Here is an 11,448-nt window from a genome sequence, read left to right as displayed (position 1 = left end):
AACAAGAGGAGGCGTTTTCGATGGATCTCTTGACCAAAACGCGACGGATTAACCGGCTGTTGCAAAAGACGGCTGGCCATGCCGTGAATTTTATGGAAATGGCAGAAGTGCTGCGCGACGTGATCAACGCCAACGTGTTCGTGCTCAGCCGGAAGGGAAAGGTACTCGGCTATGCCATTGCCCATCAGATCGAAAACGAGCGAATGCGGCGGATGCTCGAGGAGCGGCGTTTCCCCGAGGAATACAACCGTGAAGTGTTGAAAGTGGACAGCACCCAGACCAACATCCCGATCGAGAGCGACCTGACCATCTTCCCCGTCGAGCTCCGCGACGTGATCCAGGAGGCGTGGACGACCATCGTTCCCATCATCGGCGGTGGCGACCGTTTGGGCACGCTGGCCCTGGGTCGTCTGAACGAGAAGTTCACCGAAGACGACCTGGTGCTGGCCGAATACGGGGCGACGGTCGTCGGGACGGAGATCCTGCGCGAGCGCGCGGAGCAGATCGAGCAGGAAGCGCGGGCCAAGGCGGTCGTGCAGCTGGCTATCGGCTCTCTCTCGTATAGCGAACTGGAAGCGGTGGAGCACATCTTCGAAGAGCTGGACGGCAAGGAAGGGCTGCTCGTGGCGAGCAAGATTGCCGACCGCGTCGGCATCACCCGCTCGGTGATCGTCAACGCGCTGCGCAAGCTGGAGAGCGCCGGCGTCATTGAGTCGCGCTCGCTGGGGATGAAAGGGACGTACATCAAGGTGTTGAATGACAAACTGCTGCCGGAGCTGGAGAAGCTCAAGTCGTCGTAAGCGCGGAAATCGTCGCAAGTGCGCCATGACCCCCCGCCGCATTGGACAATGTTGTTTCGTAACGAAAAGCCCCTGTCAACATTCGACAGGGGCTTTTCGTGTTGCATGCGGAAAGTCTGGACGCATATGGGAAACAAGGATCAGGAGCGGTTTCACCCGATTGGGAAAAGAGGTGGAGTTCGAACTTTTTTGGGTGGGTCGACTCGCTCATTTTCGACAACAAGCAACAAAGTTTTTGTCGAGTGATGAAGGGATCAAGTCCAAATTTCTGTGTAAAATTGCCCCTCGGCTCGAACGGGCTTATCCCAAGAAATTACATACGGTCGGTAAGGGAATGGCCCCTAGCTGACCCGCACCACTTTCGCAGACGCTTCGGCCTCCTGAGCGGCACGCCATTCCAGGTATTCGGTCATGCCCAAATACTTTTTGCCGCTGGCCCACTTCTCGTCAATCTCCATCAGCAAAGCACCCAAAAGCCGCAAGGCGGACTCGCGGTTGGGGAAGATCCGAATCACTCGTTCACGGCGCCGAATCTCCTCATTCAGCCGTTCAACGGCGTTGGTGGTGCGCAGCCGCCTCCGGTACTTTTCTGGCAACGCCAAGACCGCCGTCGCGTCTTCAAAACCGGCTTCCAGGATCGCCATCGCTTTCGGTGCCTTCTCCTCGTACGCCTTCAGCGTTTGCTTCAGGAGTTGCCGTGCCGTCTCCATATCCGGTGCCTCCAGGATGGCCCGTACCCGGCCATGGACCTCCTCCTGCAGCGGTTTTGGTGTAGCATCGAGAATGTTTCGCACAAAGTGCGTCTGGCACCGCTGCCAGGTTACGCCCTGAAAGTGCCGCCGAATGGCGCGTACGAGCCCGCGATGGTCATCCGACACCACCACATCAACACCATGCAGCCCGCGGCTTTTCAACCAGCTGAAAAACTCGCCCCAGCTGGCTTCCGACTCGCTGTCGCCAAGCATCAGGCCCAACACCTCACGATATCCCTCGGTGTTGATGCCAATTCCGATAAGCGCGCCGCGTGACCGGACGCGCCCCTCTTCGCGTACCTTCAGCACCAGCGCGTCGACGAGGACAAAGGGATAGGCCTTCTCTTCAAGCGACCGGTTGTTCCATGCCTTGACCACCGGATCCAGCCGCTTGCACAGCTCCGAGATGGTGGATTTCGAGAACTCCGTACCGCACAGCTCCTGCGTGATCTGTTCAATTTTGCGCGTCGATACCCCGTTCACCACCATTTCCATTAAGGCCAACACCAGCGCCTGTTCGCTCCGTTGATAACGGGCAAACAGCTCCGTCGAAAACTTCCCGTTTCGAAACCGCGGAACCCGAAGCGTGAGGGTACCCACCCGGGTCGTGAGCTGATGCGGATACGTCCCATTGCGGTATCCCTGGCGTTCTTCCGTCCGTTCATAGGGCTCTGCACGCAGCTGCTCCGTGGCCTGAGCTTGCAAAATTTGATTCAAGACGGACTCCAGGAGCTTGGCGAGCGCATCGTCTTTCGTGTCGCGGAGAAAAAGTTGATGCAAAAGCTGTGCATCTACGGTAATCTGATAGTGAGCCATTTCGATCCCCTCTCCCTTTTTGGTTTTTGTGGGTTCAAGCTCCATTCTAACCGAGGGGGATTGGAAATGGCTCTCTGACTTTTTTCAGAGAGTCCTTTTTACACAAGAATATGGACTCAACTGATGAAGGATTTTGTTAGCGGGGTGTAGAAGCAAATTTTGGACGTATGAAAGAGAGGCGAGACCGGTGCGCGTATTTCAAAATCAAACGCTTTCCGTCTTGGAACAAGCAATGAATGCCGCCATGCTCCGGCAGCGTGTCATCGCGAACAACCTCGCCAATGTCGAAACGCCGGGTTTTAAGGCGGCGGATGTCGCTTTTGAAAATGTGCTCGCGGAAGCGCTTGCCCGTCCAACCGCATCCTTTGTCGGCGCAAGAACCGATTCGCGTCACCTGCCCATCGGCGGGCCGGTGCCCGCGGTGACGCCGCGCGTTGTGCCGTCTGCCCACACCCGCATGCGGCACGACGGCAACAACGTGGACGTGGACGCGGAAACGGCCAATCTGGCCCGCAATGCCTTGTGGTACCAAGCGTTGGTGCAGAGCACCCAGCACTACTTGGACCAGCTGCGAACGGTCATCGGGGAAGGGAGGCGGTGATCGTGGCGCTCTCGCCGCTTGACATCAGCGCCTCGGCGCTTACTGCCGAGCGCTTGCGCATGGATGTCATCGCGTCGAACATCGCCAACGCGTCGACCACCCGCGCTCGGTTGGTGAACGGCACGTGGCAACCGTACACCCGCAAACTGGTGGTCTTCGAGCCGCGCACGCCCTTTGCTTCAATCCTGGGCCGGGCGTTGAGCCGGCAGACGGAGGTTGGCGCAGGCGTGCAGGTGAGCCGCATTGTCGACGATCCCACGCCGCCGCGGCTGGTGTATGACCCGGCCCACCCCGACGCGGGGCCGGATGGTTACGTGCGGCTTCCCAACGTGGACATTGTCAAGGAAATGGCCGATCTGATCGCCGCCACGCGGGCGTATGAGGCCAACGTCGCCGCGTTTCAAGCGGGTAAAGCCATGTTGACAAAGGCACTCGAACTGGGCCGTTAAGGTGCGCCGGAGGCTGAAGGAGGGTGAACGCATGCAGGCAACCAGGATAACGCCCGTCGGCCTCGGGCTGCCGGTGGAGGGCGGGCGGATCGCGGACAAAGCCACGACCTCGTTCGCCGATTGGCTGGCCCAGGCCCTTGACCGGCTCAACGCCGACCAGGTGAACGCCGAACGCGCCGCGGTGCGAGTGGCCGCCGGGGATGTGGCCAATCTGCACGAGGCCTTTCTGGCGATGCAGAAAGCGTCGCTCAGCTTGATGCTGGCCGTACAGGTGCGCAATAAAGCGATTGAAGCGTACCAAGAAGTGTTCCGCATGCCGTTGTAATAATGAAAAAACAACATTTCCTGCTGTGATTGGTTCAGGTGAGCCATGTCGACCAATCGATACGCGAGGATGAGAGAGAGAATCGATCAGCTCAGACGTCAGGGCATCGAGCTGTGGCACCGACTGTCGCGCAAGCAGAAGTGGCTTCTGGGAGCAACGGTGTTGTTTCTCGTGGCCGCTGCGGGGCTGTCAGTGGCCCTCGTCGCGCAGCCGGAGTATGTGCCGCTGTACACGGAAAACCTGACCCAGGAAGAGTTGGGACAGATCAAGGCCCAACTGGAAAAGATGGGTGTCTCGTACCGCATTACACCAGGGGGCCATTCCATTGAAGTGCCGCGCACGGAGCGCGACCGGGTTCTCCTGGATCTGGCGGCACAGGGCCTGCCGAAGAGCGCAGCGATCCGGTATGACACCTTCTTGGACAAGCTGCCCTTTGGCGTGACCGATCGGCAGTTTGATGTGCTGGAGCGCGACGCGATCCAGGGGGAAATCGAAACCCTCCTGGAAAACGGGGTGGACTGGATCCAGAAGGCGCGGGTCATGATTACACTTCCGAAGGAACGCCTGTGGGTAGGTGAGGATGAACAGCAGGCCACGGCGTCTGTTGTGCTCACCCTTGAGCCGGGGTATCAGCCCTCACCCGACCGGGTGCGCGCCTTGTACCACCTGGTGTCGCGCAGCGTTCCGAACTTACCGGTCGAGAACATCGTCATCACCGACCAGTACGGTCGGCTGCTCGAATACCCGGAAGCGTTGGACGCGGAAGGTACGATCGCGGCTCTTGATCAGGAGAAAATTCGCCAACAACTCGAAAAAAATTTGCAGAGCAAACTGCAATCCCTTCTCGGTACAGTATTCGGACACGAGAAGGTCGTTGTGTCCGTTGTGGCCAAGGTCAATTTTGACCGGGTCCAGGAAACGCGCCAGCTTGTCGAACCGCCCGCCGGCCGCGACGAAGGGCTGGTGGTGAGCGAAGAGCACGTGGCCGAATCGGCGAGCGGGGAAGGGGCCACACCGGGCGGGGTCGCCGGCACGGGCAATACCGACATCCCCGGCTACCCGGGGGTGACCGGAAGCGGCAACCAGACCTATGAGCGGACCGAAGACCGCGTCAACCGGGAGTTCAATCGCATCAAACAGGAGATCGCCCGCAGCCCGTACGCGATTGACGATGTAGCCATCACCGTCGGCATCGAACCCCCCGATCCGCTCAATCCCACCTCCCTTTCGCCGGAGATGCAGCAGCAGGTGCGCGACATGTTGCGCGGTGTCGTGCGGGCGGTGCTTGGTGGCGCCGAAGGGCGTCAGTTGAGCGATGCGGAGCTGGACAGCCGCATCACCGTGATGCCGTACCCGTTACAGGGGAAGGTGACGGCGGAGGAAGAGAGCGACTGGCGAGATTTCCTGTGGTACGGGCTCGGTGCGGCGGCGGTTGTCGCGGCTGGGGCGGCCACCTATACGATTGTCCGCCGGCGTCGGAACGCGCCGGAGGCCGAGGTGGCGACCGACCTGCCCGTGGTTCACGATGTGCCCGCAGCCGCCGAGCACGACGTGCCGCCGGCGGAAGGCGTTCTTTCCCAGAGCATCGAGCAGTTGGCGCGCGAGCGGCCCGAAGAGTTCGTCAAGCTGCTTCGGGCGTGGCTGTCGGAAGAGTAGGAGGGATGAGGCGTGGCGGGGCGCAAGCAGCTCAGCGGGTTGCAAAAAGCGGCGATCTTGCTGATTAGCCTCGGGTCTGAGGTGTCCGCCCGGGTCTTCCAACACCTCACCGAGGAAGAGATCGAACAGCTGACACTGGAAATCGCCAGCATGCGCAAGGTGGAACCGGAACTGAAAGAGGCGGTGCTGGCCGAATTCCAGGAGATGGCCCGCGCCCAAGCTTACATCGAACAGGGCGGAATTCTATACGCCAAACAGGTGTTGGAACAGGCCCTCGGCGAGGAGAAGGCGCTGCGCATACTCAACCGGCTGACGGCCAACCTCCAGGTGCGGCCCTTCGATACGATCCGCAAGGCCGACCCGGGGCAAGTCTTAAACTTCATCCAGAACGAGCATCCCCAGACCATCGCCCTCGTCCTCTCCTACCTGCAACCGGAGCAGGCTGCGGTCATCCTCTCCGCCTTGCCGCCCACCCTGCAGGCGGACATCGCCCGACGGATCGCCCTCATGGACCGCGCGTCGCCCGAGGTTATCAGCCAGGTGGAGCACATCCTGGAGCAAAAGCTGGCCGCGAACGTGTCCCAGGATTACCTGTCGGCCGGCGGTATCGAGGCCATTGTGGCCATCCTCAACCGCGTCGACCGCACGACGGAGCGCACCATCCTCGATACCCTGGAAGTCGAGGACCCCGACTTGGCGGAAGAGATCCGAAAGCGCATGTTTGTGTTCGAAGACATCGTCACCTTGGACGATCGGTCCATCCAGCGTGTCATTCGCGAGGTGGACCAGCGCGACTTGCAACTGGCGCTCAAGGTGGCCAGCGAGGAAGTGCGCGAGGCCATTTTCCGCAACATGTCGAAGCGGATGGCGGAAACCTTCCGCGAGGAGCTCGAGTACATGGGTCCGGTACGCCTCCGCGACGTGGAGGAGGCCCAGTCGCGCATCGTCGCGGTGATTCGTCGGCTCGAAGAGGCGGGCGAAGTGATCATCTCGCGCGGAGGAGGCGACGAGATCATTGTCTAGGGTGATCAAGGCGCCCAGCTGCGTGCGGTCGGAAGGCGTGATCCTCGCCTGGAACGGACCGCTGTCCAACGGGGCGAACCCGGAGGAGCGAAACGCGGACGAACCGTCCGGGGATGATGCCGGAGGCCGGGATTCCGTCGTCGATGCTGCCGAATTGCGCGCGCAGGCCGAGCGGCTTGTTGCCGAGCGTCTGGCGGCGGCGGAAGCGGAAGCTGCGGCCCGGCTCGCGGAAGCGGAAGAACGGATCGCGCAGTGGTGGGCAGAGCGGCGGCGCGAGGATGAAGCGTTGCGGGACCGCGTACGCCAGGAAGCGTATGAAGCGGGTTATGCCCAGGGCCTTTCCGAGGGACGCGAAGCAGCCCGGCGTGAATGGGAGGATGAGCTGCGGAAGGCGCGGGAGATCGTGGCCCTTGCCCAACAGGAAAAGACCCGCATTATCGCGGAAGCGGAGCCCTTTCTCGTCGAGTTGGCGGTGGCCATTGCCGAAAAGCTGATCGAGGAGCACCTCGCCTTGGCTCCCGAGACGGTGCTCACCATCGTGCGCAGCGCGATGCGGCGTTCGCGGGAGCGGACGGAAGTGGCCGTTTACGTTCATCCCGATGACTACCCAGTTGTCCTTGACGGCCGCCCGCTGCTTGCCGACGTGCTTTCTCCGCAGACGGAGCTGGTGGTCTATCCCGACGAGACGGTGAAGCGCGGCGGCTGCCTGGTGAAGACGTCGCTGGGCACGATCGATGCCCGCCTCGACCGGCAGTTGGAAGCAGTGCGCGAGGCGTTGCTGGCGGTGGCGAAGGATCAGGCGACCGGGGGGAAAGACGATGTCGTGGAAACTGTCCCCCGATAAGTACCGCACCGCGCTGGCCAAAGTGGATCCGGTGCGCGTGCACGGCCAGGTGGTGCAGGTAATCGGGCTGACCGTCGAGTCGATCGGGCCGGACGTGCGCATCGGCGAGCTGTGCACGATCTTCCCCTCGCGCGATGCGCCGCCGGTGCGCGCCGAGGTGGTGGGGTTTCGCCACAACCGCGTGCTCCTGATGCCACTTGGGGAACTGGGGGCCGTTGGGCCCGGATGCGACGTGGTGGCCACCGGCCAGCCCTTGACGGCGCCGACGGGCCCCCAGCTCCTTGGGCGGGTGCTGAACGGCCTGGGCGAGCCGATTGACGACGGGCCGCCGTTGCACGCGGTGCCGCGCGTCCCGGTTGACCGCGCGTCGCCCTCCCCCTTGGAGCGTCCACCGGTTGCCGAGCCGGTGGGCGTGGGGGTGCGCGTGATCGACGGCCTGCTTACCGTGGGCCGGGGCCAGCGCGTGGGGATCTTTGCCGGTAGCGGGGTGGGGAAGAGCACCTTGCTCGGCATGGTGGCCCGCAATACGGAAGCCGACGTCAATGTCATTGCCCTCATCGGCGAGCGGGGACGTGAGGTGCGTGCCTTCTTGGAGCGCGACCTGGGGCCGGAGGGACTCGCCCGCAGCGTCGTCGTGGTGGCCACGTCGGATCAGCCGGCATTGATCCGCATCAAGGGGGCCCTGGTTGCCACTGCCATCGCCGAGGCCTTTCGCGATCAGGGACGGGATGTCATGCTCCTGATGGACTCGGTTACCCGTTACGCCATGGCCCTGCGCGAAGTGGGGCTGGCGGTGGGGGAACCCCCGACGACGAAAGGGTACACGCCGTCGGTATTCGCCGCGCTCCCACGCCTCTTGGAGCGGGCGGGCACGAGCGCCGCGGGCACCATCACCGCCTTTTACACGGTCCTGGTCGACGGGGATGACCTGAATGACCCGATCGCCGACGCCGTGCGCGGCATACTGGACGGTCACATTGTCCTCGACCGCGCGCTGGCCAACCGTGGCCATTTTCCGGCCGTCGACGTATTGGCCAGCACGAGCCGGGTGATGCGGGACATCGTCAGCGCCGATCACATGCGCGCCGCGGAAAATGTGCGCCGTGTCCTGGCCCTGCACAAGGACGCCGAGGACCTGCTGCAGATCGGCGCCTACAAACGGGGAACGAACCGGGAGCTGGACATCGCCTTGCAGCACATCGAAGCCGTGCGCCGGTTTACCCGGCAGTCTCCCGACGAGGCGGCGCCCTTTCCCGATACGACCGCCGAACTGATTCAACGCTTTAAGGAGATCGGGCTATGAGCGCGTTCGTCTTTCCCTGGGAACACCTGCGTTCGCTGCGGCACAAGGAACAGGAGTTCGTGGCCCGGCAACTGGCCGAGGCGCTGCGCCTCCTGGGTGAAGAGAAACACCGCCTCGAGGCGCTGGAGGCTGAGCTGAGGGAAGTGCAGCACGCGCTGGTGGAACGACAGCGTGAGGGCCTGCCCGTGGCCGAACTGGTTGCGCGCCAGCAGATCTGCCAGCTCCTGCGTCTGCGCATCGCGCGGCAACGTCAGCGGGTGGCCGAGGCTGAGCTGCGCGTGCGCATCGCCCAGGAGCGGCTGCAGGCCAAGTGGAAGGAAGCGCAAACGTGGGAACGTCTGAAGGCGCGCTACTGGAGCGCCCACCAAGCGCGCGTGCGGGCGGCGGAACAGAAAATCCTCGATGAACGGGCCGTCCTGGCGTACGCACGCGCGGTGCGGCATGAGCGGGAGGGCGAGTGACCGTGGAGCGCGTCGACGAGCGTCCGTACGGAAAAGGCGAATGGTTCTTCTACGTGATCTTGCTCCCCGTCCTGTTTGCCGCTGCCCTGTTGGGGATTGTCCTCACCTTTCTCGGTGTTGACGTTCCCGGTGCGCTGTGGCGAGGGGCCAACGCCGTTCCCGGCCTCGAGCGCCTCATACCGGATCCCCCCGGGCAAACGGAAGCGAATGCCGCGGAAACGCCGGAGGGGAAAACAGGAGGAGAGGTGGACCGCTCTGTGCTTCAGGCCCAGTTGCAGGCCAAGGAGGCAGAGCTTCGCACCCTGCGGGAACGCCTGGCACAGCGCGATCGGGAAATCGAGGCCCTGAACCAGAAAATTGCCTCGCTCCAGCAAGCGCTGGGCGGCAAGCGGCTTACCGACGAGGAACGGGAGGCCCGCTTGAAGGAAACGGCACAGCTGTATGCCAGCATGCCCCCCAGCAAGGCGGCGCGGATTCTCGAGGCGATGACGCGCGAGGAAGCGGCACTCGTCCTGGCACGCATGAAGCCGGAGAAGCGGGCCCAGGTGTTGGCACAGATGAGTCCGCAGCGCGCCGCTGAGCTGTCCATGCGCCTTTCCAACGACACGCCGGCAGAAGACCCCGACATCGCGGCCCTACAGGCACGCATTGCCGAATTGGAGCGTCAGCTGGACGCGGCCGAACGGGGTGCTTCCGCGTCAGCGCGGGACGTGGCGGTATCCCTGGCCCGTATGGCGCCGAAGGAGGCGGCCGCCGTGGTGCTGGAGTTGAGCCGTCAGCAGCCGCATCATGCGGTGGCCGTGCTCGCGGCGATGGATCCGGGGGCTCGCGGTGCCATCTTTGACCAGCTTGCCAAGCAACAGCCGGCGTTGGTGGCCCGGCTTACCCGACTGTTGCTCGGTGCGACGCCCCAAGCCGCGCAACGATGAAGGAGGGCAGGCTCATGTCGACGATTCCCTTGCTCTCGTCTACGGCCCATCCGCTTCCCGTCCCGCACCATGCGGAATCAACGGACGGGACAGAGCGAACCTCTTCCCTCGGGGAGTTCTCCTTTGCTGAGCTTCTGCTTCAGGCGGCCGATACCGCCTTCGCTCCGCCGCCAGGTGACGGGTCTTCCACCGATGCGCAGGAAGGCAGTGCTTCCGATGCCGGTGCACCGACGGCAGCAGAGGGACCGATCCCCCTGCAGATAGCGGTGGGGCTCGCCGCCCTTCAGCCCAGTGGGGCAGGAGGCGAGCCGGAGACGGGCAGCGCCCGGTCTGCCACATCCTTGTCTACCCCCGCGCTTCCGTCGGCCCGTGAGGTGGCACCGTCGTTCCCGGCGGTGGAAAACAGCGAGGCGGGCCAAAAGACCGCCGAGATGCGTTCTGCCGAGGAAGCGGGCGCGGATGGGCGTCCCACGCCTGGCCAGCGTCCGGCCGGGCAAATGTCTGAGGCCTTGCCCGTGATGTCCGTTGCGGCGACTGAGGGGACAGACCAGCCGGTTGTGCGCGGAACCGCACTGCGGCAGAACGACGGGGCGAGCGTGCCGCACGTGAATGATGCCACGCCGCGGCAGGCTGTGGACGGCCACCTGCTCCAGGTGACCGATGCCACGCCGGGGGCTGGATCGGAGGTGGAACCGGTCCACGGCGGTCCCGTCGCGGAGGGGATTCGGGAGCGTCTCACCGGATTCGGTGCAGTCGGGCAGCTCCTGCCTGCGGAGGCGGACAGGCACGCGGGAATGGCCGTAAACGCACGCGAAGGAAAAGCCGGGCGTGCGGCCCAGGGGTCCTTTGCGGGCCTTCTGGATGCCGCACATCGTCCGCGGTCCGGAGACCCGGCGGCGGGGAACGTGACGGCCGACGGACGTCCGTCGACCCTGCCCTCGGCTGATGTGGCGATGGCCGTTTCCTCCCCGCGCGACGCCGGGTTGCCGGGCGTGGCGTCGGCTGCCGATCCCGTTCCGGTCGAGCGGTTTGCCGAACAGGCCACACCCGTGCTCCTTCGCGCCCTGCGCTTCGGTACCGGTGGCCAGGCCGTTGAAGCCCGCCTGCACCTCGTTCCGGAACAACTGGGAAAAGTGGATGTGCAGCTTGTCGTGCACAACGGCCATGTGACGATCGCGTTTGCGGTGGACACGTCCGCGGCGAAGGAGGTCCTGGAGAGCCAGCTGCCCCAGTTGCGCTGGCAACTGGAACAGCACGGGCTGATCGTGGACAGGGTGGTGGTCAATCAAGGGACGAGTGGAGGCCTGGCCTTCTTCCATGGCTTTTCGCACGGCCACCGCGGTACCCTGCCGCATCCGCAATCCCCGGTGCGCCGCGCGCAAGCGGCCTATGGCGGCGAGGAGGCGGCTGAAGCGCTCCCGGCTGTTTCGGTGCACCCGGCGGGGGAACGTGCCTCGCGCGTTGACTATTCGGTATAGGGGGGGAGGCC

General features: G+C 63.7%; 12 protein-coding genes. 11 read left to right on the top strand and 1 reads right to left on the bottom strand.

Going from position 1 to position 11,448, the window contains the following annotated elements; all coding sequences use genetic code 11:
- The first annotated feature begins 20 nt into the window (after positions 1-20).
- A complete protein-coding gene (gene codY, locus ACYQ0Z_RS08770; protein WP_459866868.1) occupies positions 21-800 on the top strand; it encodes a GTP-sensing pleiotropic transcriptional regulator CodY in 780 nt (259 codons plus the stop codon).
- Between the two features lie 341 nt (positions 801-1,141).
- On the opposite strand, the gene ACYQ0Z_RS08765 is transcribed toward codY, so the two are convergent.
- Positions 1,142-2,368, bottom strand: coding sequence for an IS256 family transposase (locus tag ACYQ0Z_RS08765; protein ID WP_459864370.1), 1,227 nt, complete (start codon positions 2,366-2,368; stop codon positions 1,142-1,144).
- Positions 2,369-2,555: 187 nt separating this feature from the next.
- Here ACYQ0Z_RS08765 and flgB point away from each other — a divergent pair, with 187 nt between their 5' ends.
- The 10 genes from flgB (at position 2,556) to ACYQ0Z_RS08715 (ending at position 11,437) form a co-directional block, all read left to right on the top strand.
- A complete protein-coding gene (gene flgB / locus ACYQ0Z_RS08760; RefSeq protein WP_459866865.1) occupies positions 2,556-2,969 on the top strand; it encodes a flagellar basal body rod protein FlgB in 414 nt (137 codons plus the stop codon).
- Positions 2,969-3,418 carry a flagellar basal body rod protein FlgC gene (gene flgC, locus ACYQ0Z_RS08755; protein ID WP_459868823.1) on the top strand — a complete coding sequence of 150 codons (450 nt, stop codon included), beginning with the start codon at positions 2,969-2,971 and terminating at the stop codon, positions 3,416-3,418. Before flgB ends, flgC begins: the two co-directional genes overlap by 1 nt.
- 31 nt (positions 3,419-3,449) lie before the next feature.
- Positions 3,450-3,743: a flagellar hook-basal body complex protein FliE gene (fliE, locus tag ACYQ0Z_RS08750; protein WP_459866862.1), complete on the top strand. Its 294-nt coding sequence runs from the start codon at positions 3,450-3,452 to the stop codon at positions 3,741-3,743.
- 69 nt (positions 3,744-3,812) lie between these two features.
- Positions 3,813-5,399: a flagellar basal-body MS-ring/collar protein FliF gene (gene fliF / locus ACYQ0Z_RS08745; RefSeq protein WP_459866859.1), complete on the top strand. Its 1,587-nt coding sequence runs from the start codon at positions 3,813-3,815 to the stop codon at positions 5,397-5,399.
- Between the two features lie 12 nt (positions 5,400-5,411).
- Positions 5,412-6,422 carry a flagellar motor switch protein FliG gene (gene fliG, locus ACYQ0Z_RS08740; protein WP_459866856.1) on the top strand — a complete coding sequence of 337 codons (1,011 nt, stop codon included), beginning with the start codon at positions 5,412-5,414 and terminating at the stop codon, positions 6,420-6,422.
- A gap of 1 nt (position 6,423) precedes the next feature.
- Complete coding sequence (fliH, locus tag ACYQ0Z_RS08735; protein WP_459868820.1) at positions 6,424-7,266, top strand: flagellar assembly protein FliH; 843 nt, start codon at positions 6,424-6,426, stop codon at positions 7,264-7,266.
- Positions 7,241-8,569, top strand: coding sequence for a FliI/YscN family ATPase (locus ACYQ0Z_RS08730; RefSeq protein ID WP_459866853.1), 1,329 nt, complete (start codon positions 7,241-7,243; stop codon positions 8,567-8,569). Before fliH ends, ACYQ0Z_RS08730 begins: the two co-directional genes overlap by 26 nt.
- Complete coding sequence (gene fliJ / locus ACYQ0Z_RS08725) at positions 8,566-9,030, top strand: flagellar export protein FliJ (RefSeq protein WP_459866850.1); 465 nt, start codon at positions 8,566-8,568, stop codon at positions 9,028-9,030. The genes ACYQ0Z_RS08730 and fliJ overlap by 4 nt, the downstream gene beginning before the upstream one ends.
- A 2-nt stretch (positions 9,031-9,032) precedes the next feature.
- Positions 9,033-9,959, top strand: coding sequence for a magnesium transporter MgtE N-terminal domain-containing protein (locus ACYQ0Z_RS08720; protein WP_459866847.1), 927 nt, complete (start codon positions 9,033-9,035; stop codon positions 9,957-9,959).
- Positions 9,960-9,973: 14 nt separating this feature from the next.
- Positions 9,974-11,437: a flagellar hook-length control protein FliK gene (locus ACYQ0Z_RS08715; protein WP_459866845.1), complete on the top strand. Its 1,464-nt coding sequence runs from the start codon at positions 9,974-9,976 to the stop codon at positions 11,435-11,437.
- Positions 11,438-11,448: the final 11 nt, after the last annotated feature.

It is taken from the genome of Calditerricola yamamurae, assembly GCF_054654135.1.
The sequence above is the reverse complement of the archived record's forward strand: the minus strand, read 5'-3'. Positions and strand labels throughout refer to the sequence as shown.

Excerpts from the sequence above, each read along its gene's own strand:
- codY (WP_459866868.1), top strand. The coding sequence starts at position 21 with ATGGATCTCTTGACCAAAACGCGACGGATTAACCGGCTGTTGCAAAAG.
- ACYQ0Z_RS08765 (WP_459864370.1), bottom strand. The coding sequence starts at position 2,368 with ATGGCTCACTATCAGATTACCGTAGATGCACAGCTTTTGCATCAACTT.
- fliE (WP_459866862.1), top strand. The coding sequence starts at position 3,450 with ATGCAGGCAACCAGGATAACGCCCGTCGGCCTCGGGCTGCCGGTGGAG.
- fliF (WP_459866859.1), top strand. The coding sequence starts at position 3,813 with ATGAGAGAGAGAATCGATCAGCTCAGACGTCAGGGCATCGAGCTGTGG.
- ACYQ0Z_RS08730 (WP_459866853.1), top strand. The coding sequence starts at position 7,241 with ATGTCGTGGAAACTGTCCCCCGATAAGTACCGCACCGCGCTGGCCAAA.
- fliJ (WP_459866850.1), top strand. The coding sequence starts at position 8,566 with ATGAGCGCGTTCGTCTTTCCCTGGGAACACCTGCGTTCGCTGCGGCAC.
- ACYQ0Z_RS08715 (WP_459866845.1), top strand. The coding sequence starts at position 9,974 with ATGTCGACGATTCCCTTGCTCTCGTCTACGGCCCATCCGCTTCCCGTC.